Genomic DNA, 18,616 nt, shown 5'->3' on the forward strand with positions numbered 1-18,616 from the left:
TTAGTCATTGGCTAAAATTATTTACAAATGACCAATGACTAATGACAAATAGTTAAATCTTTCCTACTTCTGGGAAACGATTAACTAAATCTAGTCCTTTTTGGACAAAAGTTTCGCCTTCTTCTGCTAATTTTTCGAGAGATTCAAAGCCGAAGCGGTGAGCATCTCTTAAGGTTTTAACTGTTAGCAAAAGCCGTCCAGAAAATACTAATGCCCAGCCGAAGCCCTCATGATTGATGTCAATTACAACCTGAGAAATTAGATTGGTTTCTTGTTCAATTCTGGCAGCAACAGCACGGTAAAAAACTAATATCCGGGCTTGAGTTGCGGCATCGACTTCGCCTTCAATGGGGATTTCGCGTTTCTTTTTTTTGGGGACGACGAATGCTTTCAGGATTAATTCATCTGACCAATTACGGTAAAATCCGTAACTGTCTTGCCCACGAATTTGGAGAACTAAAGCCTTAATGAAGGGAGAGTTTAAGGCTGCGAGACTAGTAGTGCCGTTAACAGTATTATCTGCGGTCATACAGTTGCTTCATTTTCAAGTTCATCTGTAAAACTTTTGGTTTTGGGTTGGAGAGCTTTCCGCAACCAAGGTGGAGGATTACCTTTAAGAGTTTGGACTAATTTAGTCAATAACTCTTCAATTTTTTCTTCTTCACTGCGGGCTTTAACTGGGGTGACACCTTTTTTGATTAATTTAGCAGCCGCAGTTCCACCAATTGCTGTTACATAAACAATTGCACAGTCAACCAGTGCATCAAGTTTGGGTGTAATTTTATCGTCATTACCATCTTCTTTTAGCTCACCCTCAAAGTTGAGAGTTTCTAAAAATTGATATCCTTCGCCATCAATTTCGTAGACATCAATTTCTCTCGCCCAGCCAAAGTGAGCATTGACATGAATGTGGTCACTGGTTGTAAAGGCAATTTTCATTCTGTTCTCCTACTTTGTGGGGATTGGGTATTAGGTATTAAGTGTTAAGGTTTGAGTATTAGTGATGAGTAAATTTATTAGACCTCTTACAAAAGTTGTTATTTGCGTACTTTCCTTTGCGTCTTTGCGCGGCAGTCGCTTCAAGTCGGCAGAGCCGCCCAACGCGCTACCTTGCCTTTGCGCGAGACAAAAAAGATTCATGTAAGAAATCGACTATTTCCCATTTACTAATCTCTAAGCCCTAACCTCTAGTCCCTAGCCCCTAAATATCATTGAAAAAGTGTTTAACGCGCTCTTCTTCAGCTTCTAAAAAGAGGTTGCCAATACCAAACAAAAGCTCCATCGTGCCGCGATAGCCAACTTTTGTAAATAGACCATTGCCTAAACGGTCGTAGATGGGCAAACCTAAACGATAAAGAGGAATCGACAGACGTTTTGCGATCGCAGCCAGGTTAGAATTACCAATCACTAGGTCAGAACCTACTGCTAGTTCTTCAAAGTCTTCTAAATCGCCGATAGTAACGCTCTTGATGGGGAGTTTTTCGAGTAAAGGCGATCGCGTTGTGGTGACGGCCGCATGAATTTGACATCCCATCGATTGCAAGAAGCGCACTGTTCCCCAGAGTAAATCAGGCTCTAATGCTAGAGATACCCGTTTTGCACCAAAATAAAAGTGCGTATCGAGCATTGCATCTTGCAACTGGCGACGTTGGCGGCGGTATTTTTCGGGGACTGGGTTGCTGCTTAAAATTGATAATGCTTGCAAAAACTCATCTACTGGTTCTAAACCAGTCAATTCCCCAAACACTTCGTAGGGAATGTTGAACCGTTCATCGAGAATTTTGGCAGCACCCCGCATACTTTCACCCAAAGCGATGGTGAAAGCAGAACAACCTACTTGTCGTAGTTGTTTGACGCTTGTACCGCTACCTGTCACCGCACTATAGTTATCTTCCAAATGACCATCTAAAGAAGCGCCAAGGTCAGGTACAAAGATAGGTTCTAATCCAAAAGCGGTGACAATCTCTTTGATTTCTTGTAAATCGCCGGGAGTAAAAGCAGAACCAGCCAAAATTGTGACTTGTTCGCTTCTAATTCCGCCTGCTTGGGGAATTTCCTTAACAATGCTTTCCACAGCAGTAGCAAAACCATCTTGTAATGCACCTTTAAAATCTGGTGTTGGTGCAAAGATAACGGGGATGTGGTCTAATTCCCGATGGCGATCGCGGATATCCTTTAAGAAGCGTTCAATATCATCGCCTCTGGTTTCTGTTAATCCAGTGGTACACAAACCAATAATTTCTGGCTTCGCCTTCTCAACCAGCGTCAGAAGTGCCTGTTCCACATTCTCTTCGCCACCCAAAATCGTAGTTACTTCAGTCATGGCTGTAGTGGCTAGGGGAATCGCTTCCCGAAAATGCCGTACAAGCACAACCTTGGCGAAGGCGGTACACCCTTGAGAACCGTGAAACAGAGGTATCATTCCCTTTAATCCCAAAAAGGCGAGGGATGCACCTAAAGCTTGGCTTTGTTTGAGGGGATTAACTGCAACTGATTTTTCGGGAACAGTAACGATCGCCATCTAAATATACCTCTTCTATTGACCTTGACCCTTCAGGATGGGTGTGTGGGTATAGGGGTATAGGGGAGGAGCATTAATTTGTAACTATGATTACTTCGGTTTTAATTCTTGCCCTTACACCCTTACCATCCTTACCCCCTACACCCCTATTTCTTCAGAGAAAATATCTTCTGCTGACAAACTAAAATTATTTAAAGTCCCGGCTGTTTCATCCCAAGGCGCAGGTTTACGGATTTGACTCCAAATCGGGCTGTAGAGGGCTTCGTATAACTCCCGTGCCATCTCTAACATTCCCGCGTAGCCAGCATAAGGATGATGGCGTTCTTGGTTGATGTCGAGGAAAGGAATCCGCGCTTTCAGGGCTGTGTATTGGTTACGACCACCCGCAATTAACATATCAGCGTTTGTATCACGTACCAATTGCAACAACTCCTGAGCATTGCCTTTTTCTAGCATCATCCCTTCTGTACCGAGCAAGCGTTTGATTTTTGCCTTATCTTCCTCAGTACTCTTGCGGGTGCTAGTAGCCACAACTTCTATCCCCAAATCCTTAGCGGCAGAGATAATAGACCAACTTTTCACACCGCCAGTATATAGAACTACACGCTTACCCTTGAGGCGGGCGCGATAGGGAGCTAAGGCAATATCCAAAGCGGCTGTTTCTTCAGCAATTAGCTGTTCAGTCCGCGCTTGTAAATCAGGATCGCCCAACTTCGCCGCCACATTCCGCAAACAACGATTTATATCATCAATGCCATAAAAAGACTCTTCAATGTAGGGAATCCCATATTGCTCCTCCATCTTTCTCGCCATATTGAGCAACGCCCGCGAACAAATCATCACGTTCAACTTGGCACGGTGAGCGTAACGAATTTCTTCATAACGAGCATCACCCGTGATTTTGGATAGTACGCGGATGCCTAATTTTTCAAATAAAGGCAGGACTCCCCACATTTCCCCGGCGATATTGTATTCGCCAATTAAGTTTATATCATAGGGGGTTGTGAACTCCGGTTCTGCTGTCCCGACAACATAATCTAATAAAGCTTCACCGCCAAAACGGTTGCCCAAATTCTTACTCCCAATAAATCCCGGCGCAATCACCGGCACAACCGGAGTCCCAATTTTTTCCGCCGCCGCCTTGCAAACAGCATTGATATCATCGCCAATCAACGCCGTCACACAAGTAGCGTAGACAAACACAGCCTTGGGATTGTAACGCTGATGTATTTCTAAAATTGCCTTGTAAAGCTTCTTCTCACCACCGAAAATCACATCATTTTCAGTCATATCGGTAGTGAAACCCGTCTTATAAAGCACAGGCCCAGAAGATAGACTACCACGACTACCCCAAGAATTACCCGCACAAGCGATCGGGCCGTGAACCAAATGCGCCGCATCAGTAATTGGAACCAGAGCAATCATCGCCCCATCAAAAGCACAGCCACCTTGCGCCGCACCAGGTTGCGCTTGTTGCGTACAAGACTTATTCTTCTTCTCGCCCTTCTTCTGCTGATTATGTTCGCAACCCGCCTCATTCAGCAGTTCTTTAACCTTCTTTTGGGTGTTCATCTCTCTTCCTTTGTGGTCTGCTTGTTGGTAATTCGGTAAAAATTTTTCCTAGGACTTAAACAAGAACTCTCTCAAACTCTTAAAGAATGTCCGAGAAATCTTGATCCCCCCTAATACCAATTAAAAAGGGGGGAAGTATCTCAAATTCACCCTTAAAAAGGGGGATTTAGGGGGATCTAAAAATCTTCCAAACATCCTCTTAATTCCTTAGTGTCCTTTGCGTCCTTTGCGGTTCGTTAAATCCTATTTGAGAAAAAGCAGTTAACAATAATCACATATCGATTCATTGATTACTGATTACTGTTAACTGATTACTGTTACAAAAACTTCCTGTAAAAATCTTCTCAATAACCGACACACAATTCCCCGTGTGCATCTGTAATTCATTTCTATAACATCGACTTTTACAAGAAACTTTAAAGTATGCTTGACTACCAATAACAAAAAACTTGCTTTCTGCTCCAAATACTCCTAAATTAATTGTGAAACTCTTTCTTTCCTCCCTTGGCGTACTTTATGTACTTTGCGGTTAGATAAAAAAACTCCGTTCACAACTCACAAGGATGGCGATAACTTCCAGATAATAAGTAAATTAGCAAATATACCTTGTCACATCCTCACCACATTCATCAGCAAGGTAAGACAAAGCCCGAAAACGTAAGCCAACAAACTCATCATAGAGAGGATTTAGCTTACACAAAGCCGGAATATGGTAAGTCCGACCAAATAAACTAATATTTCGCTCAAAAGGACAACAGCAAGGAATTACCTGGCATATTAGATGAGCGAAGCGATTATTTTTAACATTAATTCCGTCCACAAAACGACGCAGAGGATTAAGTAGAGGAGACTTTTTATAGTTAGGTGGATGGTAATTAACGTGAGAATGAGCGTGATTGATGCTGTCCATGATAGAGAAAACGAATCAAGGGATAGGTAGGTTGAAAAGTTGAGTATCTGTTATAGGAATTGGGGATGGGGAATTAAATATTCCCTAGTCCCCAGTTCCTAATCTTTAGCTGTTTTTAACAAACCAGCTTGTAGCAATTTCTAGCGAATCAAGTCGAAGGAGATATCGGTCTTACCAGTGATATTGGTGTTACGATCCATTTCATCCAACAGAGTATTAACAACCCAGTTGAGGATATTTAGACCACCTTGGTAGCCGAGGGTAGCATAACGGTGTAAGTGATGGCGATCGAACAGAGGATAACCAATCCGTACCATTGGGATCTTGGTATCGCGCCACAGGTACTTACCGTAGGAGTTACCGACGAAGAAGTCTACGGGTTCAGTGAACAACAAAGAGCGTAAGTGCCACAAGTCTTTTTGAATCCAAACGGTAGCTTCTTTACCGAAGGGACTAGCAGCGAGAATAGCTTCCATTTCTTTCTTGAAAGCTTCGTCGCCGTTGTTGCAGAGGATGTGTACAGGCTCTGCACCCATTTCTAACAAGAAGCTGGTGATGGAGATGATCAAATCAGGATCGCCGTAGATAGCAAACTTCTTACCATGAATCCAAGCGTAGGAGTCTGTGATAGCATCAACTAAACGACCGCGATCGATTTCCAACTCTTCAGGAATCGCTTTACCAGTCAATTCAGAGATAGCAGTCAAGAACTCGTCAGTACCTTTAACACCGAAGGGACGCAGAACTTGTGTTTCTTGCTTCCATTGGGTTTTAATGTATTCGCGGGTCTTGGGAGTGGTGTAAGCTTGGAGAGCTACTGTTGCCTTAGCGTTGATAGAATCAGCAGCATCTTCCAGCTTTGTACCACCTGGGTACATATCGAATTCACCAGTGTTGGGTGAATCGAAGTAGTCGCTGCTGTCAGACAGAATGGTGTAGTCAACACCCATTGCATTCAACATCCGCTTAACTTCACGGTTGTTACCTACATAGGTATCAAAACCAGGAATGATGTTGATTTTGCCGTTGCTGGTAGCTTTTTTCTTGCCTTCTGTCAGGTTCAACAGAATTCCCTTCATCATGTTGTCGTAACCAGTGATGTGGGAACCTACGAAGCTAGGAGTGTGAGCAAAAGGTACTGGGAAATCTTGAGGAATAGAACCAGCATTCTTAGAGTTGGTGATGAACGCGCCCAAGTCGTCACCTATTACTTCCGCCATACAGGTGGTGCAAACAGCAATCATCTTAGGCTTGTACAGTTGGTATGAAACTTGCATACCTTCAATCATGTTGTTCAAGCCACCGAATACTGCTGCGTCTTCTGTCATGGAAGAAGAAACTGCGGAGCAAGGCTCTTTATAGTGACGGCTGAGGTGTGTACGGAAATAAGCCACACAACCTTGAGAACCTTGAACGAAGGGAAGAGTACCTTCAAAACCCAAAGCAGCGAACATTGCGCCTACGGGTTGGCAACCTTTAGCGGGGTTAACGGTTAAAGCTTCACGAGCGAAGTTCTTTTCCCGGTAGTCCCAAGATTTTGTCCATTCAGACACTCTTTCAACTTCTTCAGGAGAGTGTGCGCCTTCAAAGTTCTTTCTCTTGTTTTCAAATAGCTCGGTGTATTCTGGCTGTTTGAATAGATCAACGTGGTCTACAATTCTTTCAGGATTCTGTGGCATTTGTCTGTCTCTCTACGCTTGCTGGTTGGTGTAGTAATTGAAGTTTTGGGAGAGCCTGGGGACTTCGCTCCTCCACTTTGGGAGTCACGAGTGATGAATCATGAATAATGAATGAAACTATTCATCCAGCATTCAGCATTCACCATTCTTCCCTCGGTTCCTGGGGCGACAAACCCCAGGCTATCCGTTTATTCTTGGGAATTAAGCAGCAGCCTTAGCTTTGGTAGCAGCTTTCTTCCAAGGAGCGCCAATCAAGCCCCAAGTTGGGCTGTTGAGTGCTAAATCCATATCACGAGCGAAGATAGCAAATCCGTCATAACCGTGATAAGGGCCGGAGTAATCCTTTTTGTGGTTTAATAGCTTTTAACAGCGTAATGTTTACCTTAAACAGTGTTAGTTTTAAACATTGTTCGCTGATAACACATTAAGTTTTAGGCTAAATATAGGCTAATACCACAGCGATGCAAAATCAGGGTCAAGACAAATATCAGCAAGCCTTTGCAGATTTAGAGCCACTTTCATCTACCGACGGCAGCTTTATCGGCTCAAGTCTGCAAGCACAGCAGCAAAGAGAACACATGAGAGCAAAAGTCTTACAAGAATTAGAAAAAGTAAATCTGCGTTTGAAGTCTGCAAAGACAAAAGTATCAGTTCGGGAATCGAATGGAAGTCTGCAATTACGAGCGACATTACCAATTAAACCCACAGATAAAGACAGTAACGGCACTGGCAGAAAGCAATACAATATTAGTTTGAATATTCCCGCCAATTTAGACGGACTCAAGACTGCTGAGGAAGAAGCTTATGAATTAGGCAAATTAATCGCTCGTAAAACCTTTGAATGGAACGATAAATATTTAGGCAAAGAAGCGACAAAAAAAGATGTAAAAACCATAGGCGAGTTACTGGCAAAATTCGAGGAAGATTATTTTAAAACTCATAAACGCACAACAAAAAGCGAACATACATTTTTCTATTATTTTTCCCGCACCCAGCGATATACCAATCCTCAAGATTTAGCCACTGCGGAAAATCTCATTAATTCAATTGAACAAATCGATAAAGAATGGGCTAGATATAATGCAGCTAGAGCTATATCTTCATTTTGCCAGACATTCAATATAGAAATTGACTTGTCTAAATATGCCAAAATGCCCGATCGCAATTCTCGCAACATCCCTACAGATGCAGAAATACTATCAGGAATTAGCAAATTTGAAGACTATTTAAATATTAGAGGCAATCAAGTTAATCAAGATGTCAAAGATAGCTGGCAACTTTGGCGATGGACGTATGGAATGTTAGCAGTTTTTGGTTTACGCCCCAGAGAAATTTTTATTAACCCTGATATCGATTGGTGGTTAAGCAAGGAGAATTTAGATTTAACCTGGAAAGTTCACAAAGATTGTAAAACTGGCGAAAGACAAGCTTTGCCATTACATAAAGAATGGATTGATGAGTTTGATTTAAGAAACCCTAAATATTTAGAAATGCTGGCAACAGCAATTAGTAAAAAAGATAAAACTAATCACGCAGAAATAACAGCCTTAACACAACGAGTTAGCTGGTGGTTCCGCAAAATCGGCTTAGATTTCAAGCCTTACGATTTACGCCACGCCTGGGCAATTCGAGCGCACATTTTAGGCATACCAATCAAAGCAGCAGCAGATAATTTAGGTCATAGTGTGCAAGTTCATACTCAAACCTATCAGCGTTGGTTTTCGCTCGATATGCGGAAGCTGGCGATTAATCAAGCTTTGACTAAGAGGAATGAGATTGAGTTGATTAGAGAGGAGAATGCTAAGTTGAAGATGGAGAATGAGAGATTGAAGCTGGAGATTGAAAAGTTAACAATGGAGTTGGTTTATAAACGGAGTTAATAATTTATCATCAATCAATAGTTAAAAATCTTTTTAAATTTGCATAAAATTTATCTTTGGTGAAGCTGAATTAAGCTCAATATTTTACCTTCTACACACAAATGCGTTTATCCAAATTTTCAATTTAACAAACATACTACAAATTAAGTAGACTTACGGTGTTAATTTCGTATAAATACTAAATATCATTATATATGTGGGTGTAGTTAACTAGTTTCAAAAAAATATTGAAATATAGTATTTAAATATTTGTAAGGAGTAATTTATGAATCAAATTATTGAATCTTATCTAAAAGATTTCTGTAAAGAGTATGGTTTAGAAGAATTAAATAAAAATACAGCGTTTGAATATTTTGTAAACTTTTGTATTGTTTCAAGATTACATTCAGAAAGATTTAGCATTGAAGATATTAGCATTGGTGGCGGAGGAGATAACAGTATTGATGGACTAGCTATCATGGTTAATGAAAATTTAGCTTCTTCAACTGAAGAAATAGATGATTTAAAAAAAGCATTAAATAGACTAGATGCAAAATTTGTTTTTATACAGACAAAAACATCCAGCAAATTTGATTTGGGTCATATAAGCAAGTTTATTCATGGCGTGAGAGACTTTTTCAAAGATACACCATCTAGAGCCATAGGTCAGGAAATTAAAAGCTTAATTGAATTAAAAAAACATATTTATTCTTTAAGCCTGTATATGGAAGAAAGTCCAGTTTGTCATATGTATTATGTTACTACTGGAAAATGGGAGCAAGACGAAAATTTACTAAGTGTTATTAATGATGGGATTGAAGATTTGAAAAGAACTGGTTTATTTTCTCCTGGGCATGAAGGAGTCAAGTTTATTCCAGTTGATGCAGAATATTTACAAAATATGTACAAGGAGATACGCAATAAGGTCACAAGAGAAATTAACTTTGAAAGGCATACTATATTACCACAGATAGAAAAAGTTCAAGAAGCCTATATTGGTATTTTACCTTGCCAAGAATATTTGAAACTTATATCAAGTACAGATGGTACATTACAAAAAAATTTATTTTATGATAATGTCAGAGATTTTCAAGGTGAAAATACTGTTAACTCTGAAATTAATGAAACTATTAAAAATAAAGAACGAAGAGATAGTTTTGTAATGTTAAATAATGGAGTAACTATCGTTGCAAAATCAATTAATAAAACAGGAACATACTTCAAAATCAAAGATTATCAAATTGTCAATGGATGCCAAACAAGTCATATTTTATATAAAAACAAAGATTTATTAGATGAAAAAATATATTTACCCATAAAACTAATTATTACAGCTGATGAAGACATAACAAATCAGATTATTAGGGCGACCAATAGGCAAACAGAAGTAAAACCAGAAGCTTTTTGGTCATTACAACCATTTAATAAAAAGCTTGAAGAATTTTATGAAAGCTTTAATGATGATGAAGGGCGTAAGCATCGATTATACTATGAAAGAAGATCAAAGCAGTACAATAGCTCTAACTCAATTGTTGATAACTATAAAGTAATTTCGACTGCTATTCAAGTTAAATGTTTTCTTGCCATGTTTCTCAATGAACCACACAGTAGTTCATGTAGATATTATGGAGAGCTTCTGAAAAACAATACCCGCAGAATTTTTGTAGAAAATCATAGTTTTTATCCATACTATTTAAGTGCGTATACTTTCTATAAATTAGAAAAATTTATAAGAAATAACAGTTTAAATCAGTTTTACAAACGCTTTAAGTATCAAATTATTATGCTCTTCAGGATACTAGCATTATCTGATTCAAAGCTTGATACTGATTTAATTAATAATAAGGAAAACGAAAAGAAATTTGTTGAATTGCAACAAATATTACGCAATGAAGAGCAGACTTTAATTTTATTTAAGCAATCAATAGATGTTTTGGATAAAGCACTGGAAAACTATAATAGTGGAAAATCAGGTTTTAATAGCCCTCCAGAAAGGCTTAAAGCGTTTACTAATGATTTGATAGAATTTGCACAACAATCTAAACAAAATAAAAGCATAAAATTATTTAATCAACCTGTATTAAAAATAAAAACGTAATTATAATATGCTGTTAATTATCAGATTGTGTATTTAGTAAAAAAGTGATCGCATCAATAAATGCTGGAGTAAAAAAGAAAGTATATCTACAGGCGATCGCTTGCAGATAATTACACATGGTAAAGTGCGATCGCATCAATAAATGCTGTAGAAAAAAGAAAGTATATTCACAGGCGATCGCTCATAGATAAATACACATGGTAAAGCGCGATCGCTTAAATATATGCTGCACGAAAAAGAAGTATGTTGACGGGTGATCGCAGGCTGATAATTAGAGATGATAAAGTGCGATCGCTTTAATAAATGCTGCACGAAAAAGACGGATGTTCACAGGCGAGTGCTTGTTGATAATTACGCATGATAAGGTGCGATCGCCTCAATAGATACTAGAGTCAAAAAGACAGGCGATCGCGGGAGCTATAATTGAACAAGCTTATATAAAATGGATAGTAATCTAGCAGATTTAATCATCACGATTAGTGAGATATTATATTGATAAATGTAATAAATCTACTTTTCTATAGAAGGATGTTAGCAATTATATGCTAGAAAAGGTAATACTTCATAATTTCAAGAGTCATAAATTTACAGAACTTAGTTTTGATAATTCCCGATTACATGGACTTGTAGGAAAAAATAGTGCTGGTAAAACATCAGTGCTACAAGCACTGCACAATTTAAGTAGGCTTGCTGGTGTTGATTCATCATTTGCTAGAATATTTCAATATGACAAATCTCCCCAATTTATTACAACAATTGGGGAAAGAAATATGTCTGTTATTGCTACTGGTTTTTGGGGATTTAAATATCGCCAATATTGGCAAGCTTCATATAGTTGGCATCAAGAAAACAATGACTATTGGCATCCGATAGCATCATGGAAGATGGATGAAAGGGAAAATACCTCAGAAGGATGGACAAGTTCTTTAAATGATTCACCAGATGCAATTCTCAAATCTTTAAAGCACACAGTTTATCTAAAGTTAGTCGCAAGTAATCTTGCTAAGGCAGCTTATAGCGATGAAGAAACACCAAGAGTTGAGTTTGATGGTTCGTTACTAGCACCTACTTTAGATTTTTTGCGTGATGAAGCTCCAGAAAGATTTGAGTTAATAGAAGGAAAATTAAGTAGAATTGTGCCAAGTGTACGTAAAATTGGGATAAAGAGGGCAAAAGTTCCAGTAGTTCGTAAACGTTTAATAGAAGTTGATGGCAAGCCTATTTCTTACGAAGAAACTCAGGAAATGGCAGGACAAGAAGTTATACTAAATATGAATACAGGTGAGCGTATTCCAGCCCATGCAATTAGTGAAGGTACAATATTAACTTTGGGATTGTTAACTGTGTTAATGAACCCTAATCAACCTAATTTAGTTTTATTAGATGATGTCGAACAGGGACTTCACCCGAATGCTCAACGCGAATTGATGACTGTGTTTAAGGAAATTATTGCAGATAATCCAAATCTACAAATTATTTTTTCTACTCACTCACCATATATTATTGATGAGCTTGTTCCTTCTCAAGTACACGTATTAAATAACAGTAATTCAGGCTTTACTATTTCCAAACGTTTGGATGAACATCCTGATGTGGAATGGGCAAAACAAACCTTAACAACTGGTGAATTTTGGGATGCTGAGGGAGAAGAATGGGTTGTGGAAGGAGAAGTGAGTGATTGAGTTTATTGCCATAGTTGAAAGTGGTGCAGATTTTAGAACTGCTACTAAATTAGCCGAGCGTGTTTTGCTAGAAAAAATTGATTGGTTAGAGGAGGATAATCTTCAGTATTCTTTTAAATGGTGTGGCTTACAAGAAGGAACAGAATATTCCTGTTGGAAAGACATTGGTAAAATTTTAGAATCATTGGAATCATCAGGATTAAAATTACCAAGATATCGAGGTCATTATAGTAAAGGTGTACCATTGAAAGCCGATGGCGCAGCATCTATCAAGGTTCTTAATTTGATTAGGTTTTTGCAAAGAACACGACAGATTAAAGCTGTTTTCTTAATTCGTGATTTAGACAATCAACAAGAACGTAGAGAAGGACTTGAACAAGCGCGTTCTCAACATATCCAGCTACAGCCAAAACTAGAAATTATAATTGGTACAGCTAACCCAAAACGTGAAGCATGGGTTTTGAATGGGTTTATTCCTTCTAATCAACGAGAAGAACAAATTTTAGAAGAAATCAAAAAGAAATTGAGTTTTGATCCTTGTATAGAAGCACATAGACTACGCTCTATTTCACAGGAGGAACCTGATAGAATTAGAAATCCAAAAGTAGTAGTGGAACAACTAACAGGTAATGATATGGAACGTGAACGTTTGTGCTGGGAAGCTACAAGTCTAGCAATTTTACGTGAAAGAGGCGTGAATACTGGGTTACTAGAATATATTGGTGAAGTTGAGCAATACTTGACGTTAATTATATGATGATTAGGTTGAAAAAAAGCGATCGCTTCAATAGATGCTGGAGGAAAAACGAAAGTATATCTACAAGCGATCGCTTACTGATAATTACACATGGTAAAGTGCGATCGCATAATCATTTTTGATATATGCTTTAAATATGAGCAAATTAGAGATATAGCGATTCCCAGTTAAGTGAGGTACAGGTAATATTTTGAAACGCAGAGGGTCGCAGAGTTAAGCGCAGAGGTACGCAGAAATTTGTACTTCAGCAGACTAGGAAACGCTATAGTAGCTTATTGCATTAAAAAAGTTTATGGAAATTCACGAACTTAAAGCACTAATTAAAGAGAGCATAAGAGAAGTTTTACGAGAAGAGCGAATGTTGCTTTGCGAAGTTCTCATACCCTATGTGAATGATGACGAACAAACAGAACTGAACGAAATTTTTGGTTCACCATCAGACTATGAAGAAGAGGAAACAGTTGATATGACAGAGTGGGTCAGATATGGCAATAAAATTTCGTAAGAATGCGGTTAAATTTTTAGAAAGTTTATAAATAAATTCTTATATTAGTAATCAATGTGCTGCGTTTGGTGGCAATACAGAATCAATATATTTTAAGATAAATCTACGGTTGAATAAAATTATTAATACTTGCGAGAAGAATTGAGGGATCGCTTCAATAAATGCTGTACGAAAAAGAAGGATGTTCACAGGCGATCGCATCAATGAATAAAGAGTGAAATTGCTGGAGTGAAAAAGTATTGACAATGGCGATCGCTCAATTGTCAATGGTTCGATATTATATGATTATCGGGTTCTGTGATTTCCTGTGCCTGCAAGAGACATTTTTCATCAAGCCGTCAAACGAGGATTAGAAAAAGAAGGGTGGGTTATCACACATGATCCGCTAGTATTAAAGTTTGGCAAAGATAAAATGTCAGTCGATTTAGGTGCGGAAAAAATTTTAGCCGCCGAGCGAGGATCTGAGAAAATTGCTGTTGAGATTAAAAGTTTTTTGGGTGACTCAGAACTGTTTGACTATCACGCTGCTTTAGGACAGTTTCTTAATTATCGATTAGCCCTGCGATTTAGCGAACCTGAACGAGTTTTGTTTTTAGCAGTTCCAGTTTTAACATATCGCTCACTATTTAGCCGAGATTTTGCCCAAGCCTCGGTACGAGAATATCAAGTTCATTTAATAGTTTATGATCCAAGCAGTGAGGTAATTTTGCAATGGCAAAGTTAGACAAATATCGTGAATATATTCAAAGCTTACTAACACAGTATGGTAGTTATAAACCGTTGGAAGAAAACATCGAAGTTCAACTGATATTCGATACTGTGCGAGACCATTATCAAATTTTAGACATTGGTTGGGATGGATATGACCGAATTTACAATTGTGTCATACATCTTGATATCAAAAATGAAAAGATATGGATTCAGCGTAATATGACGGATATTCAAATCGCTGAAGATTTGATTGATATGGGAGTACCAAAAGAAGATATTATTTTAGGCTTACAACCATCACACCTGCGTCAATATACGCAGTATGGCGTAGCGTAAAAGATAAGCTGATGCAGTTAATGAATTTTGGCTGAAATTTCATTGTAGTAAAATTAGTTTGCTGATTCTGCTAAAGCCTTCAAATTCAAACTATTTAGAACACTAGACTTAATGGGTCGCTTTTCATCCCAAAATATTAAAGATGAATAAAAATCTTTTGCTTGGTTAGTATTCAAAATTTCAAAAGTTTTACTTGCTAAAATTTCATCATCAAAGCTGAGAAAATAAACTGTATCATCAAAAATAGTAGGTTTATCAGATATTTTCCCAACCAATCGAAAATCCAATTTCTTGTAAAGTCCACAAATCGCAATTTTCCAAGGAGAAAAAGTATACGAACCTACACCAAAAATAGAAAATTTAGGATTATTCTGATAAATTTTACTTTTTCTTTTATCTAATAAATTCTCATGTTTTTCTAAATATTTCCATGTTTTAGGGGCTATATCTCTTATATTTTCAGTAGGTTCACCAACAAACTTTTGAGTGACTAAAATATATCTATCAGTTGCCTTTGTTTGATTTTGAGCAACATAAGAACCTTTGAGTAATGGAAAAACGTAAGTTTCCTCTATATCAATAACTTCTCCTAATCCATTTATAAGAGTATTATCAATTCGGTGAAATTCCATAACACTAGCACAATCATGCTTAATACCTGAACGCCATTTTAATTCAGATTTACTATCATATAGATTCTCTAGCTTTTCAAAAGTAACTAAATCCTTTACTAAAATATTATTCCAATAACCTATACGATAATATTTTGAAGTTTCTAAATTATCAAAGACATCACAAAAATAGTTTTTTGAATTTAAATCAAATTTACAAAAAAATAAACAAGCATCAACATTTGCATTAAAATACTTTTGAGCATCTATCTTATAAGTTGCAGAGTAAGCCAGATTTATTTTTTGAGAGCGAATATAGCTTAATATTTTCCGAGAAACAGAAGTTTTGCATAGCATGGCTAAATAACCATCATGCTTCTGTAAATATTTCACGACCTGGATTAACATCCATTCTGATATATCAAAGTTACTCTTACCTGTGATTGCATCTAAACCATTATGGTTTTGAAAATTAGTCTTGGTTGGCAGGTTTGCGCTATCGATACTACCTAACTGTGAGTTAGTCACCCAAGGAAAATTACCAATTACTAAGACTTCTTTATTTGATGAACTTATTAATGATGACCAATCAAGATAGAAAAAGTCTTCACATCGAATCTCAATTCTGTCATCGTATAAAAATTTCCGACTTTTTTCAATTATTTCTAAATAACTAGAATTTATTTCAATTCCTAAAATCTTATTTGCTGATGAAAATGAATTTGAGGCTGCTTCAATAAAATTACCCAATCCACAGGTAGGTTCCACTATAGTCTCTGGATTGATACCTAATTCGATTAACTTTTTACAGACTTTTTCAGCTAATACTAACGGTGTTTGAAAATCACCGTATTCTACTTTAGCTTTCTCGATATTACGAATCATGGATTAGCTCTATAAACAGTCATTATGCCATCTTCTTGACCAGCGCGTTCTATTACTCTTCCATATTGGAGCCGCCATTGTAAAGCATTGGAAATGGTCAAAAACCCTTGTCTTGGTGGATTTATCAGAATTTCGTCTGCAATGTTACTGGCTTCAATTTCATCGACTGGTAAATTTCGGTCATTCATAAAGGCAATTAAATCATCTTTGTTACCTTCATTAGCCAAAATATTCCGAATTCCGCGAGTCATTTGGAAATCGGCTGTTCTTTCTGCGCTGACATAAATTGTATGCAAGATGTTTAAGGTGGCTGTGCGGGTTGTACTATTATCTGTCTTATCGTAAACGAATATCAGCAATGAGTACCCAAGCCCAAAAATCTTTTGACGTGCAGACTTGAAAGGACATGATGATTGTGGCTGTCTAATGCTTGTTACCTTAACATCCACAAGCAATCCCGGAAAGTCAATACCGCTTGCAGAATTACCCTCGACAAACTCATAGCGTTGTTTGAGATAAAGCCTAAACTTTTGTTCTAGATATGTGCCAACAGCTTTCCCATCCGTAACACCATAAAGTAATGCTTCTGGGTGTATTGACTCGGCGGCTGAAAATATCGCAGCCTCCGAACAGAGGGCTTTTATGTTTAAGATTGTCATGGGTATAGTAAAAATTAGTGCAAAAATTATAAATTGAGAAGTAGCTTGAAGTTAACTAGTATAAATGTGAAACCTAGCATTCTTTGAGTGCGATCGCTTTCTATAGTGCGTAATATGACAGATATTCAAATTGCTGAAGATTTAGTTGATATGGAAGTACCAAAAGAAGATATTGTTTTAGGCTTACAAACATCTCACCTACGTCAATATACGCAATATGGCGTAGCGTGAGATATGACCCAGTGCAGGTATCGGATAACTTTGTAAAGTGCCTTATCTTCCAAGGTAACGTAATGTAAACATATTTGATGTATAGTATACAACTATATAAAGTGATAAACACTTATAAAAAACAGTTTAGCGATTAACTCAATTAAATACAAGTGTACTACTATTTGCAATAGTCAACTATTTCAGATATTATTATGCGCTTCGCTAATGCTCTCGAAGGAGATTATCCACCAAAGGAATATAGAGTTGATCCTCATAACTTTAGTGAAGATGATCTAACAAAGTTAATTTTTCTCATCTCTAAAAATGCTAGTGAAACTGAAATCGATTCTTTTCTCAGGCACAATCTATCTTTATTATCTTTCACGTCGGCTTTCTTTCGTACTGGTCATCACGATAGTTGGATTATTAAACAAGCCAAAATAAAACCTTCAGGTTTCGTCAATGGAGACGGGAAAATTCCAGATTACCTGTTTGCTGGAGAAAACTCTGATGGAGTGACATGGTGGGTTGTTGATTTAAAGTCCCCTAGAGATCGTCTTTACAAACAAGATAAAAATGGACGAATTGTTGAAACCGCCCAACTAGCAAGTGGTATTAGTCAAATTAGAGATTACATCGACTTCTGTACAAAATATCAAGGTCATATTCGAGATGTACTAGGAGTGAAATCATTTACTTCTCCTTTTGGTGTTCTGATTATTGGCAGAGAATCAGAACTCAAGCAAAATTTAAAAAAGCAAGCTTATAAGGCACAGTTCAATAATTCTAAACACAACATTCAGATACGCACTTATGATGCTTTTCTGCGCCAAATTGAATTCTATTCCAGAAGTTCATATAAGCTCCCGTTTCTGGCGAAGCTTTATAAATCTTTCTTTGTTAGGGATGAATTATCACCTTGGGATAGATGGTGCAAGTATTCTTCATCTGAAGATTAATCGTAAGAAGTTTAATGTAGATGTTAGTGTTTATCTTCATCTTATTTCAATAAATTTTGCATAAAATTACATAATCGGAAAAAATAGAATGACTGAACAAGAAAAACAAGCTTTGAATAGATTATTAACAGCCTTAAAACGACGACTTAGCTTGCAAATTTGCCTTTTTCAAGAAATAGTATTTGAGTATGGTACAGCAGATGCGATCGCATTAAGATGATTGCAAAAGCAGAAACGGAAGATGATCTTGACGGTGAAGCAGAACTGAGCGAATAGTTTTATTTTGGCGATCGCTTACACTAAGTCTGTATATCTGTGGCTCAAAGACTGGTTTGGCTTTCTCAGACTGAGCCACAAAAACAATTCATTCCGTTTATTAATGACTAATTCCTTTCAGCTTCAGCTGTTCAACTCAAATTCTGATGATTTGCCAAAAATTGTTAAAGAAAGAGCAGGAACTTTCACTGACAATATGAAATTACCTATTCATAGGTGGTTTCGTTATTCTGCTGGTTTCTCTGCGGCTTGGGTTGAACAATTAATTAAAGACTTATACCAATTTAATATGAAGCTGCATAGAATAGAGCTTCCAGGATAAAGTTATAAGAAGACACAGAAATTACCTGCTCAAATGTGAGTTGGTCAAAGATTTCTTGGAT

20 protein-coding genes and 1 pseudogene are annotated in these 18,616 nt (G+C 37.5%); 11 read left to right on the forward strand and 10 right to left on the reverse strand.

Annotation, left to right across the window (positions count from 1 at the left end; translation table 11 throughout):
* Positions 1 to 52 precede the first annotated feature (52 nt).
* From H6G69_RS30925 to H6G69_RS34265, 7 genes and pseudogenes are all read right to left on the reverse strand, one after another.
* Positions 53 to 529, reverse strand: coding sequence for a NifX-associated nitrogen fixation protein (locus H6G69_RS30925; protein WP_190693135.1), 477 nt, complete (start codon positions 527 to 529; stop codon positions 53 to 55).
* Complete coding sequence (nifX, locus tag H6G69_RS30930; protein ID WP_190693138.1) at positions 526 to 939, reverse strand: nitrogen fixation protein NifX; 414 nt, start codon at positions 937 to 939, stop codon at positions 526 to 528. Before nifX ends, H6G69_RS30925 begins: the two co-directional genes overlap by 4 nt.
* Before the next feature lie 262 nt (positions 940 to 1,201).
* Positions 1,202 to 2,521: a nitrogenase iron-molybdenum cofactor biosynthesis protein NifN gene (gene nifN / locus H6G69_RS30935; protein WP_190693140.1), complete on the reverse strand. Its 1,320-nt coding sequence runs from the start codon at positions 2,519 to 2,521 to the stop codon at positions 1,202 to 1,204.
* A 138-nt stretch (positions 2,522 to 2,659) separates the two neighbouring features.
* Entirely contained in the window at positions 2,660 to 4,093 is a 1,434-nt protein-coding gene (nifE, locus tag H6G69_RS30940; protein WP_190693142.1) for a nitrogenase iron-molybdenum cofactor biosynthesis protein NifE, read from the reverse strand.
* A gap of 592 nt (positions 4,094 to 4,685) precedes the next feature.
* Entirely contained in the window at positions 4,686 to 5,003 is a 318-nt protein-coding gene (locus H6G69_RS30945; protein ID WP_190589861.1) for a Mo-dependent nitrogenase C-terminal domain-containing protein, read from the reverse strand.
* A gap of 140 nt (positions 5,004 to 5,143) precedes the next feature.
* Positions 5,144 to 6,682, reverse strand: a complete 1,539-nt coding sequence (gene nifK, locus H6G69_RS30950; protein WP_190693144.1) for a nitrogenase molybdenum-iron protein subunit beta — start codon at positions 6,680 to 6,682, stop codon at positions 5,144 to 5,146.
* A 201-nt stretch (positions 6,683 to 6,883) separates the two neighbouring features.
* Positions 6,884 to 7,033, reverse strand: a pseudogene (locus H6G69_RS34265) (nitrogenase molybdenum-iron protein subunit alpha); the annotation flags it as partial.
* A 110-nt stretch (positions 7,034 to 7,143) separates the two neighbouring features.
* Here H6G69_RS34265 and H6G69_RS30955 point away from each other — a divergent pair.
* Positions 7,144 to 8,562, forward strand: a complete 1,419-nt coding sequence (locus H6G69_RS30955; protein ID WP_190693146.1) for a site-specific integrase — start codon at positions 7,144 to 7,146, stop codon at positions 8,560 to 8,562.
* A gap of 265 nt (positions 8,563 to 8,827) precedes the next feature.
* Positions 8,828 to 10,639 carry an AIPR family protein gene (locus H6G69_RS30960; protein WP_190693148.1) on the forward strand — a complete coding sequence of 604 codons (1,812 nt, stop codon included), beginning with the start codon at positions 8,828 to 8,830 and terminating at the stop codon, positions 10,637 to 10,639.
* A gap of 135 nt (positions 10,640 to 10,774) precedes the next feature.
* Here the strand turns inward: H6G69_RS30960 and H6G69_RS30965 are convergent, their stop codons facing one another.
* Entirely contained in the window at positions 10,775 to 10,951 is a 177-nt protein-coding gene (locus tag H6G69_RS30965) for a hypothetical protein (protein WP_190693149.1), read from the reverse strand.
* A 230-nt stretch (positions 10,952 to 11,181) separates the two neighbouring features.
* On the opposite strand from H6G69_RS30965, the gene H6G69_RS30970 reads away from it, so the two are divergent.
* The 6 genes from H6G69_RS30970 (at position 11,182) to H6G69_RS30990 (ending at position 14,630) form a co-directional block, all read left to right on the forward strand.
* A complete protein-coding gene (locus H6G69_RS30970) occupies positions 11,182 to 12,321 on the forward strand; it encodes an AAA family ATPase (protein WP_190693151.1) in 1,140 nt (379 codons plus the stop codon).
* A complete protein-coding gene (locus tag H6G69_RS30975; protein ID WP_190693153.1) occupies positions 12,314 to 13,078 on the forward strand; it encodes a hypothetical protein in 765 nt (254 codons plus the stop codon). The genes H6G69_RS30970 and H6G69_RS30975 overlap by 8 nt, the downstream gene beginning before the upstream one ends.
* The gene (locus H6G69_RS34590) at positions 13,075 to 13,200 is read left to right on the forward strand and encodes a hypothetical protein (RefSeq protein ID WP_277883505.1); all 126 of its coding nucleotides are present in this window, start codon (positions 13,075 to 13,077) and stop codon (positions 13,198 to 13,200) included. The genes H6G69_RS30975 and H6G69_RS34590 overlap by 4 nt, the downstream gene beginning before the upstream one ends.
* Before the next feature lie 170 nt (positions 13,201 to 13,370).
* Positions 13,371 to 13,583: a hypothetical protein gene (locus tag H6G69_RS30980; protein ID WP_190693155.1), complete on the forward strand. Its 213-nt coding sequence runs from the start codon at positions 13,371 to 13,373 to the stop codon at positions 13,581 to 13,583.
* A 307-nt stretch (positions 13,584 to 13,890) separates the two neighbouring features.
* Complete coding sequence (locus tag H6G69_RS30985) at positions 13,891 to 14,307, forward strand: XisH family protein (RefSeq protein ID WP_190693158.1); 417 nt, start codon at positions 13,891 to 13,893, stop codon at positions 14,305 to 14,307.
* Entirely contained in the window at positions 14,295 to 14,630 is a 336-nt protein-coding gene (locus H6G69_RS30990) for a XisI protein (protein WP_190693160.1), read from the forward strand. Before H6G69_RS30985 ends, H6G69_RS30990 begins: the two co-directional genes overlap by 13 nt.
* Positions 14,631 to 14,683: 53 nt before the next feature.
* Here H6G69_RS30990 and H6G69_RS30995 read toward each other — a convergent pair whose 3' ends face one another.
* Together H6G69_RS30995 and H6G69_RS31000 are read right to left on the reverse strand one after the other, a co-directional pair.
* On the reverse strand, positions 14,684 to 16,126 hold the full coding sequence (locus H6G69_RS30995) for an SAM-dependent methyltransferase (protein WP_190693162.1): 1,443 nt from the start codon (positions 16,124 to 16,126) through the stop codon (positions 14,684 to 14,686).
* The gene (locus H6G69_RS31000) at positions 16,123 to 16,785 is read right to left on the reverse strand and encodes a restriction endonuclease (RefSeq protein ID WP_190693164.1); all 663 of its coding nucleotides are present in this window, start codon (positions 16,783 to 16,785) and stop codon (positions 16,123 to 16,125) included. The genes H6G69_RS30995 and H6G69_RS31000 overlap by 4 nt, the downstream gene beginning before the upstream one ends.
* A 114-nt stretch (positions 16,786 to 16,899) precedes the next feature.
* Here H6G69_RS31000 and H6G69_RS31005 point away from each other — a divergent pair, with 114 nt between their 5' ends.
* The 3 genes from H6G69_RS31005 (at position 16,900) to H6G69_RS34595 (ending at position 18,177) form a co-directional block, all read left to right on the forward strand.
* The gene (locus tag H6G69_RS31005) at positions 16,900 to 17,016 is read left to right on the forward strand and encodes an element excision factor XisI family protein (protein ID WP_190693166.1); all 117 of its coding nucleotides are present in this window, start codon (positions 16,900 to 16,902) and stop codon (positions 17,014 to 17,016) included.
* Between the two features lie 194 nt (positions 17,017 to 17,210).
* Positions 17,211 to 17,957, forward strand: a complete 747-nt coding sequence (locus tag H6G69_RS31010) for a Shedu anti-phage system protein SduA domain-containing protein (RefSeq protein ID WP_190693168.1) — start codon at positions 17,211 to 17,213, stop codon at positions 17,955 to 17,957.
* An 88-nt stretch (positions 17,958 to 18,045) separates the two neighbouring features.
* On the forward strand, positions 18,046 to 18,177 hold the full coding sequence (locus tag H6G69_RS34595; protein ID WP_277883506.1) for a hypothetical protein: 132 nt from the start codon (positions 18,046 to 18,048) through the stop codon (positions 18,175 to 18,177).
* Positions 18,178 to 18,616 lie beyond the last annotated feature (439 nt).

Origin of the sequence: Nostoc sp. FACHB-110 (assembly GCF_014697425.1) — a bacterium.
Classification (GTDB): Bacteria; Cyanobacteriota; Cyanobacteriia; order Cyanobacteriales; family Nostocaceae; genus Nostoc_B.